Origin of the sequence: Pseudomonas sp. NPDC089741 (genome assembly GCF_044748825.1) — a bacterium.
Taxonomy (GTDB): Bacteria; Pseudomonadota; Gammaproteobacteria; order Pseudomonadales; family Pseudomonadaceae; genus Aquipseudomonas; species Aquipseudomonas helmanticensis.
The window spans coordinates 31464-54169 of record NZ_JBIVGT010000028.1; the positions used below are offsets into that span (position 1 = coordinate 31464).

Genomic DNA, 22706 nt, shown 5'->3' on the forward strand with positions numbered 1-22706 from the left:
AATGAAAACAACAACAACAACAACTACAAAACATGTAACACTCAATACATACACAACGAAATACCCATCTACGGCAGCCTGACCCCGGAAGACCAGGACTATCTGGCGCGCAACCTGTTCGCCTTCTTCAAGCGTGACTACCGTCGCGTGGCGCAGTTGCACATCGATTCGGGCTGGGTGCCGGCAGAAACCAAACTCAATGAATTCGAAGCGGCGATCCGTACCGTCTGCGAACCGATCTTCGAAAAACCGTTAAAAGATATTTCATTTGGCCAGGTGCTGATGCGCCTGTTCCAGACCGCACGGCGCTTCAACATGGAAGTGCAACCGCAACTGGTGCTGCTGCAAAAGACCCTGCTGAACATCGAAGGCCTTGGCCGTCAGCTGTACCCGGACCTGGATCTGTGGAACACCGCGCAGCCGTTTCTGGAGCGCTGGATGCGCGAACGCGTCAGCCCGAAAGCCTTGCTCGGCAACGTGCAGAGCCAGTTCGAACAGCTGCCGCACCTGGCCAACATGGCCCGCGATCTGCTCGAACGCATGTCCCAGCCACACGCCTACGATCCACCGCCACCGTGGCATAAACGCAAGGACGACTGGTTCCTGCGCCTGCTCGGTTGCGCGCATCTGGCCGGTGGGGTGATCCTCGCCCTCGGTGGCCCGTTGCACGAATTGGGGCATTGGCCGGCGGGAATCATGGTGGCAGTCGGCTTGTATCTGGTCGTTCGCCGATAGCCAGTTTCGTGATCGGCTGGCACACTGTTTCAATGCCTGAACCCGACTATTGAAGTGTGGGGTTCGCTGTCGGAGTCGAAGATGAAAAACTGGCTGGACGAGATCAAGTGGGACGCTGATGGCCTGGTGCCGGCGATTGCCCAGGATCACAAGACCGGACGCGTGCTGATGATGGCCTGGATGAACCGCGAAGCGCTCGAACTGACCGCTGCGGAAAACCGTGCCATCTACTGGTCACGTTCGCGTGGCAAGCTGTGGCGCAAGGGCGAAGAGTCCGGCCATGTACAGACCTTGCATGAGATGCGTCTGGACTGTGACGCCGACGTGATCATCCTGATGGTTGAACAGATCGGCAACATCGCTTGCCATACCGGCCGTCAAAGCTGCTTTTATCGCGTCTTTGAAAACGGCGACTGGAAAACCGTCGACCCGGTTCTGAAAGACCCGCACGCTATCTATTCCGCAGGACACAAACATGAGTGACACCCTGACCCGCCTGGCGCAAGTGCTCGAAGAGCGCAAAGGTGCAGCCGCCGACAGCTCGTATGTAGCTAGTCTGTATCACAAGGGTTTGAACAAGATTCTGGAGAAAGTCGGCGAAGAGTCGGTCGAAACCATTATTGCCGCCAAGGATGCCGCGATCAGTGGCGACTGCAGCGATGTGATTTACGAGACCGCCGACCTGTGGTTCCACAGCATGGTCATGCTCGCCCAACTGGGGCAGCATCCGCAGGCTGTGCTGGATGAACTGGATCGCCGCTTCGGCCTGTCCGGACACGTCGAGAAAGCCTCGCGTCCGTCCGCCTGAACAATTTTTAGAGAGGAACAGCAACATGGGCATTTTTGACTGGAAACACTGGATCGTCATTCTGGTAGTCGTGGTGTTGGTGTTCGGCACCAAGAAACTGAAAAACCTCGGCACCGACGTTGGCGAGTCGATCAAGGGCTTCCGCAAAGCAATGAACGACGACGAAAAACCTGCCGCTGATCCAACCGTGACGCCTGCGCAGCCGGTGCCACCGGTGCAGCCGCAAGCCACCGCTCAGGCCAACCCGCCGCACACCATTGACGTGCAGGCGCAGAAAGTCGAAGAGCCGATCCGCAAAGACGTGTGAGCACTGACTAATGTTTGGTATCAGCTTCTCTGAACTGCTGCTCGTCGGCCTCGTCGCCCTGCTGGTGCTAGGCCCCGAGCGTCTGCCGGGCGCTGCGCGCACCGCTGGCCTGTGGGTTGGACGGCTAAAGCGCAGCTTCAACGCGATCAAACAGGAAGTTGAACGTGAAATCGGTGCCGACGAGATTCGTCGGCAACTGCACAACGAGCACATTCTGTCGCTGGAGCAGGAGGCGCGGAAGATTTTCACGCCGGTTCAGCAAGAGCCAACGCCGGTTGAGCATGTAGGCGAGCAGACGATTCATGCGCCGACTGCACCCGTTGCGCCAGCACCGACACCTGCACCTGCACCTGCTGCCGTTGTAGCGCCGACAGAACCGGCAGCCGCAGAAACCTCGGTTGAACACGTTGCGCCAACCGCCGCGCCGATCACACCAGCGCCTCACGACCCTACTCTGCCGCCGCGAGCCCCATGAGCGATCTCCCCGAAAACGACCAGCACATGCCGCTGGTTTCGCACCTCACCGAGTTGCGCACCCGCCTGCTGCGTTGTGTGGCGGCGATCTTCATCATCTTCGCCGGGCTGTTCGCCTTCACCCAGCAGATCTACACCTTCGTCTCGACGCCGCTGCGCCAGTACCTGCCGGTTGGCGCGACGATGATCGCCACTGATGTGTCGTCGCCGTTCCTGACGCCACTGAAGCTGACGATGATGGTTTCGCTGTTCCTCGCGATTCCGGTGATCCTGCATCAGATCTGGGGCTTCATCGCGCCGGGCCTGTACAAACATGAAAAACGCATCGCGGTGCCGCTGCTGGTGTCGAGCATTTTGCTGTTCTACACCGGCATGGCGTTCGCTTATTACTTCGTATTCCCGCTGATCTTCAAATTCTTCGCTGCGGCCACCCCGGCCGGCGTGGAAATGATGACCGACATCGCCAGTTACCTCGATTTCGTCATGACGCTGTTCTTCGCTTTCGGCGTGGCGTTCGAGATTCCGGTGGCCGTGGTCCTGCTGGTGTGGATCGGCGTGGTCGACGTCAAATACCTGAAGAAAATCCGCCCGTACGTGATCATCGGCTGCTTCGTGGTCGGCATGATTCTGACCCCGCCGGACATCTTCTCGCAGACCCTGCTGGCCGTGCCGATGTGGATGCTGTTTGAAATCGGCATTCTGTTCGGTGGTTTGATCAGCAAGCGCGAACGCCCGGACGAAACCCCGGCCGACGACCACAACGACCAGCCGCCAGCGACCCAGGCATGAACCTGCTGTTGCTCGAAGAGGCCGATTTCATTGCGGCCGACCGCGTGGTGCTGCGTGATCGCCGCCTGACCCATATGCAGGAAGTTCACCGCTCGGAAGTCGGTGACAGCCTGCGCGTTGGGCGCATCAACGGCCTGATGGGGTCGGCCGAGTTGCTGCGCCTGGAACCGGGTGAAGCGGAATTACGCGTAACCCTCGATCAGCCACCGCCGGCCAAGCTGCCGCTGACGCTGGTGCTGGCGCTGCCGCGCCCGAAAATGCTTCGTCGGGTGTTTCAGACCGTGGCGACCATGGGCGTCTCGAAGGTCATTCTGGTCAACAGCTACCGGGTCGAGAAGAGTTTCTGGCAGACGCCGTTTCTTGATCCTGAGGCGATCCGTGAGCAACTGGTCCTCGGTCTGGAACAGGCCCGCGATACGGTGCTGCCGGAGATCATCATCGAGAAACGCTTCAAGCCGTTTGTTGAAGATCGGTTGCCAGCAATTACCGACGGCACCCTCGGCCTCGTCGGCCACCCCGGCAACTATCCGCCGTGCCCACGCGCCCTGAGCGAACCGGTCACGTTGGCGATCGGTCCCGAAGGCGGTTGGATCCCTTACGAAATCGACCTGCTGGGTAAATCCGGCCTGCAACCGGTGCAACTCGGCGAGCGTATCCTGCGCGTCGAAACCGCCGTCACCGCCCTCCTCGCCCGCCTCTTCTAACCCCAATCCCCCTGTAGGAGCTGCCGCAGGCTGCGATCTTTTGATGTTGTTTTTTAGAAGCAAGATCAAAAGATCGCAGCCTCGTTCCACTCGACAGCTCCTACAGGATGGCGGCGTCTCGGATAAATGGTGTTACAGATTGCCATCTTCCAGCCGATACAGTCCCCATAAGTCCAATTAGTGGTCGGGGAGTTGTCGCATGTACCGTTGGTTAGCCGAGAATCTGGGAAATGTCAGTGTCAAACGCAAGTTGGGGATCGGTTTCGGCCTGGTGCTGTTGCTGACGCTGCTGATCACCTTCACCGGCTGGACCGGCATGAGCGGCATCATCAGCCGTGGCGACAAGCTCGGTTTCATCTCCAGCCTCAATGAGCTGACCAAGGACCTGCGCCTGGCGCGCCTTGACTATGAAGCGCGCCGTGGCGAGCAAGGCCCTGGCGCGGTGAACGAGCTGCTCGGCAAACTCGGCAGCGGCCTGCAAACTGCGCGCGGCTTGATTGAACAGCCGTCCGACGCCGCCATGGTCGATCAGCAACTGGCCGCCGTCGCCGAATACAAGCGCGCCTTTGCCGACATGACCCAGGCCACCGTGCAGCGTGAAGACGCGCGCAGCAAGCTCGGCGCCAGCGCCGACAACGCTGTGGCGAAAGTCGCCGAAGTGGAAAAATCCATGCTGCAAGGCGACAGCGTCGCGCAATTCAACAGCGTGATCGAGCTGAGCAAACTGCTGCAACAGGCGCGCTATCAGGTTCGCGGCTACACCTACAGCGGCAAGGCCGACGCCGAGCAACCGGCGCTGGACGCCATCGACAACGCGCTGAAAAATCTCGACAGCCTGCCGGCGAAACTGCCGGAGCAGCACATCGCCAACTTGCAACAGGCCACCGATTCGATCAAAGCCTATCGCGCTGCGGTCAGCCAGTTCCGCGACTCGCAGGTCAACAACGCCAGGGCTCAGGCGCAGATGGCGACGCAAGGCGACATCCTGCTCGACGTCAGCAAGAAGCTCACCGAATCGCAGACCGTGGTGCGCGACACCGACGCCGCTCACGCGAAGAACATGCTGATCATCGCCACCCTGCTGGCCGTGGCGTTCGGCCTGCTGGCGGCGTGGGCGATCACCCGTCAGATCATCATCCCGCTGAACCAGACCCTGAAAGTCGCCGAGCGCGTCGCCGCAGGCGATCTGACTCACAACCTGGTCTCCGAGCGCCGCGACGAACTCGGCCAGCTGCAACGTTCGATGCAAAGCATGACCCAAGGCCTGCGCGACTTGATCGGCGGGATCAGCGATGGCGTCACCCAGATCGCCAGCGCCGCTGAAGAGCTGTCGGCCGTCACCGAACAGACCAGCGCCGGGGTCAACAATCAGAAGATCGAGACCGATCAGGTCGCCACCGCCATGAACGAAATGGCCGCCACCGTGCAGGAAGTCGCGCGCAACGCCGAGGAAGCCTCCGAAGCGGCCGTGGCTGCCGACCAACAGGCTCGTGAAGGCGACAAGGTCGTCGGCGAAGCCATCGCACAGATCGAGCGCCTGGCGGTTGAAGTCGGTCACTCCACCGAAGCGATGGGCGAACTCAAGCGCGAAAGCGACAAGATCGGCAGCGTCCTCGACGTGATCAAATCCGTGGCCCAGCAAACCAACCTGCTGGCGCTCAACGCCGCTATCGAAGCCGCGCGTGCCGGTGAAGCCGGACGTGGTTTTGCTGTAGTTGCCGATGAAGTGCGCAGCCTTGCTCAGCGCACGCAGAAGTCCACCGAAGAGATCGAAGAGCTGATCATCGGCCTGCAAAACGGCACCCAGCAAGTCGCAACGATCATGGACAACAGCCGCACCCTGACCGACAGCAGCGTCGAATTGACCCGCCGCGCCGGCGGTTCGCTGGAAAGCATTACCCGCACGGTGTCAGCGATTCAGGCGATGAACCAGCAGATTGCCGCAGCGGCCGAGCAGCAGAGCGCGGTGGCTGAAGAGATCAACCGTAGCGTGCTGAATGTGCGGGACGTGTCGGATCAGACCTCGGCGGCGAGCGAAGAGACCGCGGCGTCGAGCGTTGAGCTGGCACGTCTGGGGACGCATCTGCAAATGCTGGTGGGGCGCTTCAAGGTCTAGCCCAATGGTCGTTCCCACGCTCTGCGTGGGAATGCATCCTGCGACGCTCCGCGTCGCGCATACAAAGGGACGCGGAGCGTCCCGGGCGGCATTCCCACGCGGAGCGTGGGAACGATCTGGTACTACAAGACCTGACGCAGGAAGGCCTGGGCACGCGGATCTTTCGGCGCATCAAAGAACTCCGCCGGCGCCGCATCTTCCAGCAGCTTGCCGTGATCGAAGAACAACACCCGATCCGCCACTTCCCGGGCGAAACCCATCTCGTGGGTCACGCAAACCATGGTCATGCCTTCCACGGCCAGGTTCTTCATCACGTCCAGCACTTCGCCGACCATTTCCGGGTCGAGCGCCGACGTCGGCTCATCGAACAACATCACCTTCGGCTCCATCGCCAGCGCCCGGGCAATTGCCACGCGCTGTTGCTGACCGCCGGACAGGCGTGACGGAAACTCGTTGGCCTTCTGCGCGATGCCAACCTTTTTCAACAATTCCATGGCCTTGGCCTCGCGCTCTTTCTTGCCGCGCTTGCGCACGACTTTCTGCGCCAGACAGAGGTTTTCCAGCACGGTCATGTGCGGGAACAGGTTGAAATGCTGAAAGACCATGCCGACTTCACGGCGGTAGGCGTTGACGTCGGTTTTCGGGTCGGCCAGTTGCAGGCCGTCGATGCTCACCGAGCCGGAGTCGAACTCCTCCAAGCCATTCAGGCAGCGCAGGAAGGTCGACTTGCCGGAACCCGACGGACCGATCACCACCAGCACTTCACCCTTGGCCACCGTGGTGCTGACGTTATCCACCGCGCGCACCACTTGCCCACGAGTGTCGAAGACTTTTACCAGATCGCGGACTTCAATCACTTTGCGCGAGCCTCCGCTCAAGCCGGCTGGCGATTTTCGACAGCGGCAGGTTGATCAACAGGTACAGGCCGGCAACGCAGAACAGAATCTCGAACGGCGAAAACGAGGTGGTGATGACTTCACGGCCGCTTTTCAGCAGTTCGGTGATAGCGATCACCGATACCAGCGAGGTGTCCTTGACCAGACTGATGAACTGCCCGGCCAGCGGTGGCAGCACGCGTTTCAGCGCCTGCGGCAACACCACGTGGCGCATCGACTGACCGGCACTCAGGCCGAGCGAGCGCGCCGCTTCGTTCTGGCCACGGGCAATCGATTGCACACCGGAACGAATGATCTCGGCCACGTAGGCGCCGGTGAACAGCGACAGCGCGGCGATCCCTGCGAACTCGCGGGACAGGTTCATCACCGTGCCGATGAAGAAGTAGAAAATGAAGATCTGCACCAGCAGCGGCGTGCCGCGTACCAGTTCGACATAGATCGTCGAGAGGTCACGCAGGGTCGGGTTGTTCGATAGCCGGCACAGACCCGTGACCAGACCGATCAGCAACCCCAGAATCCCCGACACCACCGACAGCCACAGCGTCGTCCACAGGCCCCACAACAGCGGCCCTGCCGCCCAATGTCGAGTAACACCGACGACGTCGCCTTCCGCGACATCATCGCCCTGGGCGAATTGCAGGCTGTTCTCGTCGACCGTCAGGTGCTGCTCGTCACCGGCGTCATTGCGCAGGGTGACGATAGCGCTGCCGCCCTTGCGCACGAGTTCAGTGACGGTGGAAATGTCGGTGGCACGCTGGGTTTCTTCAGCCTGATAGGCGAAATACTGCGGCACGCGGTTCCAGCGCCATTCGTAGGACATCAGCGACGTCGCGTAATACAACGCGCCCGCGAGGCCGACCAGCACCAGCACGGTGAGGACGTGCCAGGGCCATTGGGCTTTTTTCTGTTTCATTGCCGGTTCTCGGATGATCGTTCCCACGCTCTGCGTGGGAATGCCGCTCGGGACGCTCTGCGTCCCTGCCTGATCGTGACGCGGAGCGTCACAGGATGCGTTCCCACGCAGAGCGTGGGAACGATCAGCGGATGCGCGTTATTCCATGTCCTTGAGCCACTCGGTGCTCTTGAACCACTTGTCATGGATGCGATCGTAGGTGCCGTCTTCGTGAATCTGGTGCAGGAAGTTGTTGATGAAGTTGAGGCTGTCGTAATCGCCCTTCTTCAGACCAAACGCCAGAGGCTCGTAGGTGAACGGCTGGTCGAGGAACACCAGTTTGCCAGCGCCGACCTTGGTCACCGCCACGACGTTGTACGGCGCGTCGTAGATAAAGGCGTCAGCCTTGCCGTTGACCACGTCAAGCACCGCTTCCTGCTCGTTGTCGTAGCCGTGGTACTTGGCTTTCGAGATCAGCTTCTTGGCGACCATTTCGCCGGTGGTGCCGAGCTTGGAGGTGATGCGGTAGTCGGCGGTGTTCAGGTCTTTATACGACTTGATGGTGCCTTCCAGTTCCTTGCGGATCAGCAGGGTCTGGCCGACGACGATGAACGGTTCGCTGAAGTTCAGGCGCAGGTTGCGCTCTTGAGTCAGGGTCATGCCGCTGCCGATCATGTCGAACTTGTCGGTCATCAGCGCCGGGATGATGCCGTCGTAGCCGGTGGAAACCAGTTCCAGCTTGACGCCCATGGCCTTGGACATGGCTTTGAGGATGTCGACTTCGAAGCCGATGATTTCGCTGCGCTTGTTGGTCATTTCGAACGGCATGTAGGTCGGATCCATACCGACTTTCAACGTGCCGCGCTTGACCGCGTCATCGATTGCGCCAGCCTGCGCCGCATTGACTGCAACCAGTGCCGTGACGCCGACCAGCAGCATCGACAGATACTTCTTCATCTTCAAGTCCCCAAAACCATTGCGTGTGCGGCGCGAAAAACCGACAGAAATGGGCCAAAAAGCCCGGGCGCGCCAATTCGGGGACGGATGCTAACGCACTCGTTTTTTTGCACAAGGTTTAATCGGGGATTTGTTTGAAGATCAAGAGCACACCCTCACCCCAGCCCTCTCCCGGAGGGAGAGGGGGCCGATCGGGGGATGCTTCAGGGATACGCCGACCTGAATCGGATTTGCCGAATCCATAATCGACACAATGTTTCAGGTCGACGGAGAGCGCCAGACACCTCGGTCAGTCCCCTCTCCCTCTGGGAGGGCTAGGGTGAGGGGCTTGTCAGCAGGCAAAAAAAACCCCGCAACATCGCGGGGTTTCTTCATCAGGCCGGCTGAGCCTGCAGGCTCAGCGGTCGCAATGGTAATGGCGGCGCATGCGGATCGGCCTTCACCGACGCCCGCCATGCATCCAGCCACTCTGCGTGACCTTCGGCCCAGACCTGCTCATGCAAACGCGCCAAAGCCACAGGGTCGCTCAGCAGTTGCAGGCGATCATGGTTGTTCAGCCCGGCAGGGCCGACCTTGAGCGCGTGACGCACACGCTCCTGACGCAGCCACTCGATCGGTTCGGCCTGACCATGACGGGAGGTCGCCAGCGAGCACGCCAAAGCGTTCTGCTGAGGATCGACCACTGCGCGGACGAAGCCGTCGTTGAGCGCGTGGTAACGGTTTTCGTGGGTGTACTGATCGGTCGCCAGCAGCGCCTGCGGCGGATTGTATTCCTCAGGGATGAGGAACAGGCTCTCGTCACGGGACTTCAGGCCCAGACCGACACGGCTGGAGATCACCGACACCGGAATCGACAGCATCAGCGAACCGACGATTGGCACCAGCCACCAGAGGAAGCTCGGGTTCAGCCAGATCACCAGCAGCGCCCAGCAGAAACCCAGCAGGGTTTGCGGGCCGTGGCGTTTGACCGCCTCGCTCCAAGGCGTCGAGTCGTCGTCACGTTGCGGCGAGTTCCAGGTCGCGGCCCAGCCGAGGAACGCGGCCAGCACGAAACGCGTGTGGAAAATCATCCGCACCGGCGCCAGCAGCATGGAGAACAGCATCTCCAGCAGCATCGACAGGGTCACCTTGAACTTGCCGCCGAACTCTTTCGCGCCCTTGGCCCAGATCAGGATGATGCTCAACAGTTTCGGCAGGAACAGCAGCACGATGGTCGTCGAGAACAGTGCGATCGCCTTGTCCGGATGCCATTGTGGCCACAGCGGATAAAGCTGACGTGGTTCGAGGAAGTACTGCGGCTCCATCAGCGTGTTCACCGCCAGCAGCGCGGTCGACAACACCAGGAAGAAGAACCACAACGGCGCCGACAGGTACGACATCACGCCGGTCAGGAACACCGCACGGTGCACCGGATGCATGCCTTTAACCAGGAACAGACGGAAGTTCATCAGGTTGCCGTGACACCAGCGACGGTCACGCTTGAGTTCGTCGAGCAGGTTCGGCGGCAGTTCTTCATAGCTGCCCGGCAGGTCGTAGGCAATCCACACACCCCAACCGGCACGGCGCATCAGCGCGGCTTCGACGAAGTCGTGAGACAGAATCGCACCCGAGAATGCCCCTTTACCCGGCAACGGCGCCAAGGCGCAGTGGTCGATAAACGGCTTCATGCGGATGATCGCGTTGTGACCCCAGTAGTGGGATTCACCCAGCTGCCAGAAGTGCAGACCGGCGGTAAACAGCGGGCCATAAACGCGGGTCGCAAACTGTTGCATGCGCGCATAGAGAGTATCCATGCCCGACGCACGCGGCGCGGTCTGGATGATCCCGGCGTCCGGCGTGGCTTCCATCAAGCGCACCAGACTGGTCAGGCACTCGCCGCTCATGACCGAGTCGGCGTCGAGAACGACCATGTACTTGTAATCACCGCCCCAGCGACGGCAGAAGTCGTCGAGGTTGCCGCTCTTGCGTTTCACACGACGGCGACGGCGGCGATAGAAGATCTTGCCGAAGCCTTTGGCTTCGCGGCAGACGTCCAGCCAGGCCTGTTGCTCGGCGATACAGATATCGCTGTCGTTACTGTCGCTGAGAACGAAGAAGTCGAAGCGATCGAGATCACCGGTGGCAGCAACCGATTCGAACGTTGCCCGCAGACCGGCGAAGACGCGCGGCACGTCTTCGTTACAGATCGGCATTACCAGCGCGGTACGCGCGTCTTTGGCAATCGGCTCGTTGCCGGCGCTTTTGCCGGAGATACGGTATTTATCGTGACCGGTGAGCAACTCGAGGAAGCCCATCAGCGCCGTCCAGAAACCGGCCGAGACCCAGCAGAACAGAATCCCGAAGAGAATCAGGATGCTGGTTTGCAGCGCATACGGCAGCACTTGCGTGGCGGTTTGCAGCAGCGGTTGGTGCAGGACTTCGTCAAGATCGACGAACGACCAGCCCTGGTACGGCATGATGCCTTTCATGTACCAGCCGGCGACGATGGTCTGGCCGAGCATCAGCAGCAACAGAATGTAGCGACGGATCGAACCGACGGTGCGCCAGCGTGCGGCCGGCAGAACGTTTTCGTCTTTCGGCGGCTGCGGCGGGTTGGTGCGACCGGTCAGCCGGCGCCAGCCACGCACCAGGATATTGGTGCGCCATGGCTCCGGCACGACTTTGGTCCGACGGATCGGCGGCGTCGCCTTCATGCTGACGCGACCGCTGGCGTCGAGCACCAGCATCTCCGCTTCTTCAAGCTCTTCGGCGGTGCTCAGGACCAGGCGCTTGCCCACCGAAGCCTGGGCGGCTTCGGCAGGGGCGTCGAACGTCGAGGACGACAGGCGTTGATGCAGCTCGCTGAACGACTGGCAGCCCGCGAGTTCCGCGCGCTGCTCGTCGGTCATCGGCAGATGCGCCAGATACTCGGAGAGAGTCTCTGGCTGTACTTGAGAGTTACTCATCGGCAGGCAACTGATAGCTCCAGGTCTCGGTCAGGACTTCTTCAGTCGGTGCCGATTCCGGTGTGGCTGGGGCCGCGTCGGCAGCAACTGGCTGCTTGGCGTCTTTGTTGGCCTTGTCCTTGGCATCTGCTGCTGGCTTGGCGTCGGCTTGTTTGGCCTCGGCTGCCTTGGCTTCCTTGTCGAGTTTCTCTTGTTGCTTGGCGGCAACCTTGTCGGCCTTGGCGACGGACGAGTTGGACGCCGGCACCGATTTCGCCAGATCAGCGGTCACGACTGGCTGAACCAGGGCAGCACGCATTTCGGTCGACTTGCCCGCGTCCTTGATTTTCATCCGCAGGGTCAAGCGCCAGCCCTTGGTTTCCGGGTTGTAGCGCACGCTGTTTTCAACCAGCTCGGCGTTGTCGCCGACGCTGACCTGACTGCGAACGTCGGCATCCGGCGTCAGAGCGGCCAGCGATGGACCTTCGAAATCGACCAGGTAGGCAACGCTGCCGTCCGGCTGACGGATCAGGTTGGATTGCTTGACGTCACCGGTCGAACGCAAAGTCTGCGAAACCCAGGCGCTGTCCGGCGCGTGAATCGCCGCTTCGTCCATGGTCCAGTGCATGCGGTAAGCGAAGTCCAGCGGCTGGCCCGGCTCCGGCATTTTTTCCGGGCTCCAGAACGCAACGATGTTGTCGTTGGTTTCGTCAGCGGTCGGAATCTCTACCAGATCAACGGTGCCTTTGCCCCACTCGCCCTTCGGCTCGATCCAGGCGCTTGGGCGCTTGTCGTAGCGATCGTCGAGGTCTTCGTAGTGGCTGAAGTCGCGGCCACGTTGCAGCAGACCGAAACCACGCGGGTTCTCGATGCTGAAGTTGCTGACGGCCAGGTGTTTCGGGTTGTTCAGTGGACGCCAGATCCACTCGCCGTTGCCGGCATGGATCGACAGACCGCTGGAGTCGTGCAGTTCACGACGGTAGTTGAGCACTTTCGACGGCTGGTTGGCGCCGAACAGGAACATGCTGGTCAGCGGCGCGATGCCCAGTTTGCCGACCTTGTCACGCAGGAACATTTGCGCCTTGACGTCGACAATGGTGTCGCTGCCCGGACGCAGGATCAGTCGATAGGCACCGGTAGCACGTGGCGAATCGAGCAGGGCAAAGATCACCAGGTGCTTGTCGCCCGGCTTCGGCTGCTGAATCCAGAACTCGCGGAAACGCGGGAATTCTTCACCCGACGGCAATGCGGTATCGATAGCCAGGCCCCGCGCCGACAGACCGTAGGTGTGACCCTTGCCGACAACGCGGAAGTAACTCGCGCCGAGCATGGTCATGATTTCGTCTTGCTTGTCGGCCTTGTTGATCGGGTACAGCACACGGAAACCGGCATAACCCAGTTGTTCGGTGGCTTTCGGATCGAATTTCAGGTCGCCGAAATCGAAGCGACTCGGATCGTATTTGATCTCTTCGACGGTGTTCGCGGTGATTTCGTTGATTTTCACCGGTGTATCGAAGTGCATACCCTGGTGATAGAAGGACAATTTGAACGGGGTCTTCTGATCAGCCCACTCAGCCTTTTCGGTGAGGAAGCGGATTTTCTGATAGTCCGCGAATTTCATGTCGCGGAATTCGTTCGGCAGGTTGCTGCGCGGGGCTTCGAATTTTTGCCCGGCCAGCTCTTTAGCCTTGGCCGATACATCGTCAAGATTGAACGCCCAAAGCTGACCGGCGCTGAGCAGGCACAGGAGCGCCGAACCCGCTACCAGGGCACTTCGCACGCGTTTGGCAGACAATTTTGCTGCATTACAGGGACTAACAATCACGAGCAACCCTCGCCGAAAACAGATCAATAAACCAACGGCCAGCAAGCCGTCTGTGTGGCCATTTTTGTCAGCTTATTTCGGTTCCAGGGAGCCAGATACTGCGTTGCTGCTCGTCCCCATAACAAGCTATGAGTCGTCGCAGCGCCTTGTCTCTGACTTCCTGGCCCTCGAAATAACACTGGCAAAAATGGCCGTACAGACCGCTCATACCAGGTTGGCGAGCATTGTTCCGACTCCGCTGGGGCAAAATGATTCCCCAATCGGATCCGGACAAGTCTCTACCTAAGTGAAAAATGGATCAGCGAACGCTGATCCCAGTGCGCGCGATTATCTAGTAGCCCGCATGACAACGCATCAGGGGTAACAAAGTATTTATCGCGAAAACACCCTAAAAACAGTCGAAATTTCCTAAAAAGGTGTTTCAAGCACTTTCAGGTCTGTAACAAAAAGGTCACCGGGCCATCGTTGACCAAATGCACCTGCATATCGGCGCCGAATCTACCTGATGCCACAGTGCCATGCACCTGTTTCGCTCTGTTTAATAGATAGTCGAACAACTCCTCGCCCAACGCGGGAGGCGCCGCCGTCGAAAAGCTCGGTCGCAACCCGCTTTTGGTGTCGGCAGCCAGGGTGAACTGAGAGACCAGCAGTAACCCACCGCCAACATCCGCCAAAGACAAATTCATCTTGCCCTCGGCGTCGCTGAATACACGATAGTTAAGCAGCTTATGCAGAAGTTTGTCGGCGCTGACACGCGTGTCGTCGGGTTCGACCGCTACCAGCACCAGCAAACCGTGATCCACCGCCCCCACTACTTCGCCTGCCACCTCGACTCGCGCACCTCGTACGCGCTGTAAAAGCCCCTTCATGCTTCTTCGGGCGGCAGATCGAGCAGGCGCCGGGCCATGTTGCTCGCGGCGCGCACCAACGCATCGGTGATACCCGGTTCCGACGCCGCGTGGCCGGCATCGCGGATTACCTGCAGCTCGCTGTTCGGCCAGGCTTGATGCAGTTCCCAGGCGTTGTCGAGCGGGCAGATCACGTCGTAACGACCGTGAATGATCACCCCCGGCAGATGGGCGATTTTGCCCATGTCGCGAATCAACTGGTTCGGCTCAAGGAAGGCGTTGTTGGTGAAGTAGTGACATTCGATCCGCGCGATCGACAATGCGCGCTGCGGCTCGGAGAAGCGATCGACCACCAGCGGGTTCGGCCGCAGGGTCGCGGTGCGCCCTTCCCAGGTCGACCAGGCTTTGGCTGCATGCATCTGGGCGATCTGGTCGTTGCCGGTCAGGCGTTTGTGGAAAGCGCTGAGCAGGTCGTCGCGCTCGTCCAGCGGGATCGGTGCGATGTAGTCCTGCCAGTAATCGGGGAACAGACGGCTGGCGCCAGCCTGATAGAACCATTCGATTTCCTGCGGACGGCAGAGAAAGATCCCGCGCAGGATCAGACCGTGGACACGCTCAGGGTGGGTTTGTGCGTAAGCCAGCGCCAGGGTCGAGCCCCACGAGCCGCCGAACAGCACCCATTTGTCGATGCCCAGATGTTTGCGGATGCGCTCAAGGTCGGCGACCAGATCCCAGGTGGTGTTGTTTTCCAGGCTGGCGTGCGGCGTGGAGCGCCCGCAACCGCGCTGGTCGAAGGTAACAATGCGATACAGGTTCGGATCGAAATAACGCCGGCTCTGGGCGTCGCAACCGGCGCCGGGGCCGCCGTGGATGAACACCACCGGCAAACCCTCCGGCGAACCGCTTTCGTCGACGTACAGCGTGTGGGTGTCATCGACAGCCAGATCGTGCCGGGCGTGAGGTTTGATCTGCGGAAACAAAGTCTGCATTGCGCGCTCCGTAAGGGGTCGAGGTCATCCCTGGGGGGACATCTATTATTCTGCCGTTGGGCATCATAAACCCGATTTACGTCAATGAGCATGCTCAGGACATGAATCAAAACTTGCTCCTTTGTAGGAGCTGCCGAAGGCTGCGATCTTTTGACTTTGTTTTTCAAAATCAAAAGAAGATCAAAAGATCGCAGCCTTCGGCAGCTCCTACAGGGGTGAGTCAACCGCGGTAGTGTTTTTCGCCCCAGGCCAGATAGCCTTGCAGCAATTCTTTGAGCACTACTTGCGTTGGCTCCGCCAGATCTGCGCGATAGCGGAACGGTTCGAACTCTTCCATGTAGGTGCTCTGGCACAACTCCAGTTGCACGGCGTGGATGTTCTGGGCCGGGTTGCCGTAATGGCGAGTGATGTGGCCGCCCTTGAAGCGGCCGTTGAGCACATGGCTGTAGTGGCTGTGGCCAGCGCAGATTGCTTCGAGCTGACTGGCCAGTTGCGGATCACAACTGGCGCCATTAAAGGTGCCAAGGTTGAAGTCCGGCAGCTTGCCGTCAAACAGGTGCGGAATGATCGAACGAATCGAGTGCGCATCGAACAGCAGCGCGTAACCAAACTCGGCCTTCAATCGCGCCAACTCTTCTTGCAGGGTGCGGTGATACGGCGTCCAGATCTGCTCCAGATACGTCGCGCGTTCTTCCTTCGAAGGCTCGTGCCCTTCGCGGAACAACGGAATGCCATCGAACAACGTCGCCGGATACAGCCCGGTCGTCGCCCCGGCGTAGAGCGGTTTATCGTCGGACGGACGATTCAAGTCGATGACAAACCGCGAGTACTCAGCCGCCAACGTGCTCGCGCCCAGCTCTTCGGCGAAGTCGTACAGCTGCGGAATGTGCCAATCGGTGTCCGGCAGGCTTTTCGCATCGGCGATCAACCCGGCTTCCACCGCCGGCGTCAGGCGTACGCCGGCATGCGGCATGCTGATCAGCAGCGGCACGCGACCTTGTTTGAAGTTCAGAACCTTATCCACAACCGCTCTCCTACAGACTTGATTCGACGCCGTGACGGACGACGCGTTTGTCCAGATCACCACCCAGCCAATAGGCCAGATCCGCCGGACGATCGATGTGCCAGGCAACGAAATCCGCGACCTTGCCGACTTCCAGCGAGCCGTGGGTATCAGCCATGCCCAGCGCTTGCGCGGCGTGAATCGTCGCGCCGGCCAAGGCTTCTTCCGGGGTCATGCGGAAACAGGTACACGCCATGTTCAACATCAGCCGTAACGACAGCGCCGGCGAGGTGCCGGGATTGAGGTCGCTGGCGATGGCGATTTTCACCCTGTGCTTGCGCAGGGCGTCCATCGGCGGCAGCTGGGTTTCACGCAGGAAGTAGAACGCGCCCGGCAGCAGCACCGCGACGGTGTCGGACTTGGCCATGGCCATGGCGTCAGCCTCGTCCATGAATTCCAGGTGATCGGCGGACAACGCCTTATAGCGCGCGGCAAGGCTGGAGCCATGCAGTGACGATAATTGCTCAGCGTGCAGCTTCACCGGTAGACCGAGTTTATGCGCGGCAATAAACACCCGCTCGACCTGTTCCGGGGAGAACGCCAGGTATTCGCAGAATGCATCCACGGCATCGACCAGACCTTCGGCAGCTAGCGCCGGCAGCATCTCGCTGCAGATCAGTTCGATGTAGTCGTCGGCGCGATCCTTGTATTCCGGCGGGAGCGCGTGGGCGGCCAGACAGGTGCTGCGCACGCTGATCGGCAGCTCTTTCTGCAAGCGTCGAATGACACGAAGGATTTTGCGTTCGTTGACCAGATCGAGGCCGTAGCCGGACTTCATTTCCACCGTGGTGACGCCGTCGCGCATCAGGCTTTTCAGGCGTTTGGCGGCGCTGGCGAATAGCTCGTCTTCAGTGGCTTCACGCGTCGCACGCACGGTGCTGGCAATGCCGCCGCCGGACGCTGCGATTTCGGCATAGCTGACGCCTTGCAGACGTTTTTCAAATTCGCCGCTGCGGTTGCCGCCGAACACCGTGTGGGTGTGGCAGTCGATCAGGCCGGGGGTGACCCACGCGCCTTGCAGATCATTGACCGCCGGGTATTCGCCGGACGGCAATTGATTGCGCGGGCCGATCCACTCGATGAGCGCACCGGACGTCACGATGGCCGCATCTTCGATGATCGAGTAGACGCCCTGCGCCATGGTTGCGACGTGGCAGTGTTGCCAGAGGGTTTTCACTGTTGGCCTCCGTTGGGGCTGGTGATCGTTCCCACGCTCTGCGTGGGAATGCCTCAAGGGACGCTCTGCGTCCAGTGACGCGGAGCGTCACGGGCTGCATTCCCACGCAGAGCGCGGGAACGATCAGTGGATGGGTTAAAGGCTAGGCAAAAGCTTCGCCGGAACCAGCTCGGTCAGGCAGCGCGAAGCCAACAGCTCAGTCGCCGCGTTAATGTCCGGCGCAAAGAAGCGGTCCTTCTCATAGAACGGCACTTCCTTGCGCAGAATCGCCCGCGCCTGCTCGAGCTTCGGCGAAGTCTTCAGACCGTTACGAAGGTCCAGGCCCTGCACCGCCGCCAGCCATTCCACCGCGAGAATCCCGCGGGTGTTCTCGGCCATTTCCCACAGACGCTTGCCAGCCGCCGGGGCCATCGACACGTGGTCTTCCTGGTTGGCCGAGGTAGGCAGGCTGTCGACCGAATGCGGATGCGACAACGCTTTGTTCTCGCTGGCCAGTGCCGCAGCGGTGACCTGCGCAATCATAAAGCCGGAGTTGACGCCGCCATTGGCGACGAGGAACGGCGGCAGCTGCGACATGTGCTTGTCCATCATCAGCGAAATGCGGCGTTCGCTCAGCGAGCCGATTTCGGCGATGGCCAGCGCCATGTTGTCAGCGGCCATGGCCACTGGTTCGGCGTGGAAGTTGCCGCCGGAAATCACGTCACCTTCAGCCGCGAACACCAGCGGGTTATCGGAAACCGCGTTGGCTTCGACGACCAGCACTTCAGCGGCCTGACGGAACTGGGTCAGGCAAGCGCCCATGACTTGCGGCTGGCAGCGCAGCGAGTACGGATCCTGAACCTTCTCGCAGTTCTGGTGCGAGTCGGAGACTTCGCTGCGCTCACCCAGCAGATCACGATAAGTGGCAGCAGCATCGATCTGACCTTTCTGGCCACGCGCCGCGTGAATGCGTGCGTCGAACGGTGAACGCGAGCCCAATACGGCTTCGACGGTAAGGCCGCCCAGCGCCAATGCGCCAGCGAACAGGTCTTCACCTTCAAACAAACCACGCAGGGCAAACGCGGTGGAAACCTGAGTACCGTTGAGCAGCGCCAGACCTTCTTTAGCCGCCAGTGTCAGCGGCGTCAGACCAGCGACTTTCAGCGCTTCAACCGCCTCCATCCACTCGCCCTTGTAGCGCGCCTTGCCCTCACCCAGCAGCACCAGCGACATGTGCGCCAACGGTGCCAGATCGCCGGAAGCCCCCACCGAACCTTTCAGAGGAATGTGCGGATAAACCTCGGCGTTGATCAGCGCAATCAGCGCATCGATCACCACGCGACGGATACCGGAAAAACCACGGCTGAGGCTGTTGACCTTGAGCACCATGATCAGCCGCACCAGCTCATCGCTGATCGGCACGCCAACGCCGGCGGCGTGGGACAACACCAGCGAGCGCTGCAGGTTCTCGAGATCTTCGCTGGCGATGCGCGTCGACGCCAACAGGCCGAAACCCGTGTTGATGCCGTAGGCGGTGCGGTTCTCGGCGAGGATCTGCTCGACGCAGGCAACGCTGGCTTCGATCTGCGCCGAGGCGCTGTTGTCGAGAGTCAACTTGACCGGATTCTGGAAGACGTCACGCAGTTGGGCCAGGGTCAGTTGGCCGGGAATCAGGTTCAGCGCAGTCATTTAAATGCTCCTTTTGAGAGTTTGTTATTAACTTGCCATTCGCTCCGGAGCATTCCGTTATCCGTCGCTTTCAGCCTTGTGGGCATCCGGCGCCTTGGCACGCTGGCAGGGTAGTTTTTCAGTGCAAATTCGATAGAACGTTGTTCAGCAAATCCGGGGTTTTCAACACGCTCGCGGCAGCGGCGATATCCGGCGCCAGCCAGCGATCCTGCTCGTAGGCCGGAACCGTTTCGCGCAGCAGTCGCCATGCGCGGTCAGTGCCCACGCCAAAGCGCTGTTCCTTAAGGAATTCAAACGCCTGCGCCGCCAGCAGATATTCGATCGCGAGGATCTGCGTGCAGTTTTCCAGCGCGCGATGCAGCTTCAGCGCGGCGTTGGTGCCCATGCTCAGATGGTCTTCCTGCAGGCCGGAAGTGATGTAGTTGTCGAGCACCGCCGGCTGCGCCAATTGACGGTTTTCCGCACACAACGATGCGGCGACGTATTGGACGATCATCATCCCGGAGTTCACCCCTGGATTGGCCACCAGAAACGCCGGCAAACCACTGACGTGCGGGTTGACCAGACGATCGAGGCGACGCTCGGCGATCGAGCCGATTTCGGCCATGGCAATCGCCAGCAGGTCCGCCGCCATCGCCACCGATTGGCCGTGCGGGTTGGCTTGCGACATCACCCGGAAATTGTCCGGTGTCCCCAACAACAGCGGGTTATCGGTACAGCCATTGAGTTCGGCTTCGACCTGTTTGATCGCATGTTCCAATTGATCGCGGGCAGCACCGTGCACCTGCGGGATCGAACGAATGCTCAGCGCATCCTGAGTGCGAATGCCTTTGCTCGACGCGATCACTTCGCTGCCATCGAGCATCGCGCGCAAATTGATACCTACGTGCTGCATGCCCGGGTGTGGTTTCAGCGCGATGATTTCAGCGTCGAATGCATCGATCTGGCCGCGCTGGGCTTCGAAACTCATCGCGCCGATGACGTCGGCCCATTGCACCAGACGCGTCGCGTCGGCAATCGCCAGACAGCTGAGGCCGGTCATGCACGGCGTGCCGTTGACCAGGCACAAGCCGTCTTTCGCGCCGAGTTGCACCGGTTGCAGGCCTTCTTCGGCCAGCGCCTGTTGCGCCGAGGTGATCTGCCCGCGATAGCTGACATTGCCGACGCCCAGCAGCGTGATGCCGATGTGCGCCATGTGCGTCAGGTAACCGACCGAGCCTTGCGATGGCACCTGTGGAGTAATGCCGCGATTGAGCAGCGCCAGCAGCGCTTCGACGACCCGCCGGTGGATGCCGGATTTGCCGTGACTGTAATTGTGAATAGCGGCGCAGATAATCGCGCGGGTCTGCTCGTCGGCGAGTACCGGGCCGACGCCGCAGGCATGGCTGAGTAAAGTGTTGCGCGAGAGCTGGCTGAGCTGTTCATCTTTGAGCGAGACGTTGGACAAACCGCCCAGGCCGGTGTTGACGCCATAGGCGCGCTCGCCGCTTTCGACGATGCGCTGGACGATGCCTTGCGCGTTTTCGATGCGCGCCCAGGTGTCGCTCGACAGCTCAAGTCGAGCACCGTGACGGGCGACGGCGACCACGTCCTGCCAACGCAGATGATCGCCGGTGATAACGATTTTTTCAGCCTGGGACATCTAAAACCTCATACCAATTCTGTTGATGCATGAAACCCTGTGGCGAGGGGATTTATCCCCGTTCGGCTGCGAAGCAGTCGTAAAACCTGCCACCGCGGTCTGTCTGAAAGATTTGGGGGCATGGTTTGGGGCGGCTTCGCCACCCGACGGGGATAAATCCCCTCGCCACAAGGGCAATCCATTTCAGACCACCGCAGCACGCCGCTGCACAAACCGGTCAACGTACTCATCAGCCGGCGAATGCAGAATTTCGCGCGGCGTGCCGACCTGAATCAGGCGGCCATCCTTGAGAATCGCAATGCGGTTACCAATGCGCACCGCCTCATCCAGGTCGTGAGTGATGAAGACGATGGTCTTGTGCAACGTCTTTTGCAGCTCCAGCAACTGGTCCTGCATCTCGGCGCGGATCAGCGGGTCAAGCGCACTGAACGCTTCGTCCATCAGAATGATGTCGGTGTCCGCCGCCAAGGCCCGAGCCAAACCAACACGCTGGCGCATGCCGCCGGAGAGCTGGTGCGGGTATTTGTTTTCGTAGCCCTTCAGGCCCACGGTGTTGATCCAGTGCAGCGCACGTTCCGAGCACATCTGCTTGCTCTCGCCACGCACCTTAAGGCCGTAGGCGACGTTATCCAGCACGCTCTTGTGCGGCAGCAGGCCGAAGCTCTGGAAGACCATGCTGATCTTGTGCCGGCGAAATTCGCGCAGGGCGTCCATGTCGTATTGCAGGATGTCCACGCCGTCGACGAGGATCGCGCCGCTGGTCGGGTCGATCAGGCGATTGAAGTGACGCACCAAGGTTGATTTGCCGGAACCAGACAGCCCCATGATCACGAAGATCTCGCCGGTGCCGATGCTCAGCGACAGGTCGTTCACACCAACCACGCATCCGGTTTCGCTCAGCACCTGATCCTTGGTCTTGCCCTGGCCGACCATGGCCAGTGCGTCCTTGGCGCGGTTGCCGAAAATCTTGAAGACGTTTTTGACTTCGATCTTGCTCACGGTTGCGTTGCTCATTTGCTCACCTCGTGCCGTGGCCGACCGTACGCCTGAGTAATGCGGTCGATGACCACTGCGAGAATCACGATCGCCAGACCGGCCTCAAGACCACGTCCGACGTTGAGGGTCTGAATCCCCACCAACACATCTTCACCCAGACCACGGGCGCCGATCATCGAGGCGATCACCACCATCGACAGGGCCATCATGGTGGTCTGGTTGATCCCGGCCATAATGCTCGGCAGGGCCAGCGGCAGTTGCACGCCGAACAGTTGCTGCCAGCGGTTGGCGCCGAACGCATTAATGGCTTCCATCACTTCGCCGTCAACCTGGCGAATGCCCAGATCGGTCAGGCGAATCAGCGGCGGTGCGGCGTAGATCACGGTAGCGAAAATCGCCGGCACCTTGCCCAGACCGAACAGCATCAGCACCGGAATCAGGTACACGAAACTTGGCATGGTTTGCATGATGTCGAGCAGCGGCATCAGCACCGAACGCAGGCGATTGCTGCGTGCCGAGAGAATCCCCAGCGGGATGCCGATCAGCACCGAAATGATCGTCGCGACCATCATCAGCGCCAGCGTTTGCATGAGTTTGTCCCACAGGCCGACCGCGCCGACGAGGAACAACAAACCGACGATGACCGCAGTGGTCACCACTTTGCGCGTGGCGTGCCAGGCGATCACACCGACGATCGCCAGCATCAGCCACCACGGCGCTGCGCGCAGGATGCCTTCGAGGTTGACGATGGCCCACAGCAGGGTGTCGGAGATGTGGCGGAACACATCACCGTAATTGGTGACCAGTGAATCGACCCAACCGTTGACCCAGTCGGCGATGGAAAAGGTAAAGCTCTCGGGAAACATAAGCGGCTCTCAATCAGAAATCTCAATCAA

The 22706-nt window shown here is 60.4% G+C and carries 20 protein-coding genes and 1 pseudogene; 8 read left to right on the plus strand and 13 right to left on the minus strand.

Annotated elements, in window-relative coordinates:
* The 8 genes and pseudogenes from ACIPZE_RS22030 to ACIPZE_RS22065 all read left to right on the plus strand — a co-directional run.
* A pseudogene (locus ACIPZE_RS22030) lies at positions 1 to 735 on the plus strand (ubiquinone biosynthesis regulatory protein kinase UbiB); the annotation flags it as partial.
* Positions 736 to 816: 81 nt separating this feature from the next.
* Positions 817 to 1218 carry a phosphoribosyl-AMP cyclohydrolase gene (gene hisI / locus ACIPZE_RS22035; protein ID WP_400775256.1) on the plus strand — a complete coding sequence of 134 codons (402 nt, stop codon included), beginning with the start codon at positions 817 to 819 and terminating at the stop codon, positions 1216 to 1218.
* Positions 1211 to 1543, plus strand: coding sequence for a phosphoribosyl-ATP diphosphatase (locus tag ACIPZE_RS22040; protein WP_003220849.1), 333 nt, complete (start codon positions 1211 to 1213; stop codon positions 1541 to 1543). Before hisI ends, ACIPZE_RS22040 begins: the two co-directional genes overlap by 8 nt.
* Before the next feature lie 25 nt (positions 1544 to 1568).
* Complete coding sequence (locus ACIPZE_RS22045; protein WP_003220847.1) at positions 1569 to 1850, plus strand: twin-arginine translocase TatA/TatE family subunit; 282 nt, start codon at positions 1569 to 1571, stop codon at positions 1848 to 1850.
* A gap of 10 nt (positions 1851 to 1860) precedes the next feature.
* A complete protein-coding gene (gene tatB / locus ACIPZE_RS22050) occupies positions 1861 to 2325 on the plus strand; it encodes a Sec-independent protein translocase protein TatB (RefSeq protein ID WP_400775259.1) in 465 nt (154 codons plus the stop codon).
* A complete protein-coding gene (gene tatC, locus ACIPZE_RS22055) occupies positions 2322 to 3113 on the plus strand; it encodes a twin-arginine translocase subunit TatC (protein ID WP_083367258.1) in 792 nt (263 codons plus the stop codon). The genes tatB and tatC overlap by 4 nt, the downstream gene beginning before the upstream one ends.
* Positions 3110 to 3817, plus strand: coding sequence for a 16S rRNA (uracil(1498)-N(3))-methyltransferase (locus ACIPZE_RS22060; protein WP_283437989.1), 708 nt, complete (start codon positions 3110 to 3112; stop codon positions 3815 to 3817). The genes tatC and ACIPZE_RS22060 overlap by 4 nt, the downstream gene beginning before the upstream one ends.
* Before the next feature lie 199 nt (positions 3818 to 4016).
* The gene (locus ACIPZE_RS22065) at positions 4017 to 5933 is read left to right on the plus strand and encodes a methyl-accepting chemotaxis protein (RefSeq protein WP_400775262.1); all 1917 of its coding nucleotides are present in this window, start codon (positions 4017 to 4019) and stop codon (positions 5931 to 5933) included.
* 122 nt (positions 5934 to 6055) lie between these two features.
* Here the strand turns inward: ACIPZE_RS22065 and ACIPZE_RS22070 are convergent, their stop codons facing one another.
* The 13 genes from ACIPZE_RS22070 to ACIPZE_RS22130 form a co-directional block, all read right to left on the minus strand.
* A complete protein-coding gene (locus ACIPZE_RS22070) occupies positions 6056 to 6790 on the minus strand; it encodes an amino acid ABC transporter ATP-binding protein (RefSeq protein ID WP_064388890.1) in 735 nt (244 codons plus the stop codon).
* Positions 6783 to 7742: an amino acid ABC transporter permease gene (locus ACIPZE_RS22075; RefSeq protein WP_400775264.1), complete on the minus strand. Its 960-nt coding sequence runs from the start codon at positions 7740 to 7742 to the stop codon at positions 6783 to 6785. Before ACIPZE_RS22075 ends, ACIPZE_RS22070 begins: the two co-directional genes overlap by 8 nt.
* 138 nt (positions 7743 to 7880) lie before the next feature.
* Entirely contained in the window at positions 7881 to 8678 is a 798-nt protein-coding gene (locus ACIPZE_RS22080) for a transporter substrate-binding domain-containing protein (RefSeq protein WP_400775266.1), read from the minus strand.
* Positions 8679 to 9052: 374 nt separating this feature from the next.
* Positions 9053 to 11623, minus strand: coding sequence for a glucans biosynthesis glucosyltransferase MdoH (gene mdoH, locus ACIPZE_RS22085; protein WP_400775269.1), 2571 nt, complete (start codon positions 11621 to 11623; stop codon positions 9053 to 9055).
* On the minus strand, positions 11616 to 13427 hold the full coding sequence (locus tag ACIPZE_RS22090) for a glucan biosynthesis protein G (protein ID WP_129387863.1): 1812 nt from the start codon (positions 13425 to 13427) through the stop codon (positions 11616 to 11618). The genes mdoH and ACIPZE_RS22090 overlap by 8 nt, the downstream gene beginning before the upstream one ends.
* Positions 13428 to 13858: 431 nt before the next feature.
* Positions 13859 to 14296: a D-aminoacyl-tRNA deacylase gene (dtd, locus tag ACIPZE_RS22095; RefSeq protein ID WP_283437993.1), complete on the minus strand. Its 438-nt coding sequence runs from the start codon at positions 14294 to 14296 to the stop codon at positions 13859 to 13861.
* Positions 14293 to 15264, minus strand: coding sequence for a prolyl aminopeptidase (gene pip, locus ACIPZE_RS22100; protein ID WP_064117068.1), 972 nt, complete (start codon positions 15262 to 15264; stop codon positions 14293 to 14295). Before pip ends, dtd begins: the two co-directional genes overlap by 4 nt.
* A gap of 220 nt (positions 15265 to 15484) precedes the next feature.
* The gene (gene hutG / locus ACIPZE_RS22105) at positions 15485 to 16288 is read right to left on the minus strand and encodes an N-formylglutamate deformylase (RefSeq protein WP_400775273.1); all 804 of its coding nucleotides are present in this window, start codon (positions 16286 to 16288) and stop codon (positions 15485 to 15487) included.
* A 10-nt stretch (positions 16289 to 16298) separates the two neighbouring features.
* On the minus strand, positions 16299 to 17504 hold the full coding sequence (hutI, locus tag ACIPZE_RS22110; protein ID WP_400775275.1) for an imidazolonepropionase: 1206 nt from the start codon (positions 17502 to 17504) through the stop codon (positions 16299 to 16301).
* Positions 17505 to 17639: 135 nt separating this feature from the next.
* Positions 17640 to 19172: a histidine ammonia-lyase gene (gene hutH / locus ACIPZE_RS22115; RefSeq protein ID WP_400775278.1), complete on the minus strand. Its 1533-nt coding sequence runs from the start codon at positions 19170 to 19172 to the stop codon at positions 17640 to 17642.
* A gap of 118 nt (positions 19173 to 19290) precedes the next feature.
* Positions 19291 to 20814, minus strand: coding sequence for a histidine ammonia-lyase (gene hutH / locus ACIPZE_RS22120; protein ID WP_400775279.1), 1524 nt, complete (start codon positions 20812 to 20814; stop codon positions 19291 to 19293).
* 183 nt (positions 20815 to 20997) lie between these two features.
* Positions 20998 to 21828: a glycine betaine/L-proline ABC transporter ATP-binding protein gene (locus ACIPZE_RS22125; protein ID WP_034153058.1), complete on the minus strand. Its 831-nt coding sequence runs from the start codon at positions 21826 to 21828 to the stop codon at positions 20998 to 21000.
* On the minus strand, positions 21825 to 22676 hold the full coding sequence (locus ACIPZE_RS22130) for an ABC transporter permease (RefSeq protein WP_400775282.1): 852 nt from the start codon (positions 22674 to 22676) through the stop codon (positions 21825 to 21827). The genes ACIPZE_RS22125 and ACIPZE_RS22130 overlap by 4 nt, the downstream gene beginning before the upstream one ends.
* Between the last annotated feature and the right edge of the window lie 30 nt (positions 22677 to 22706).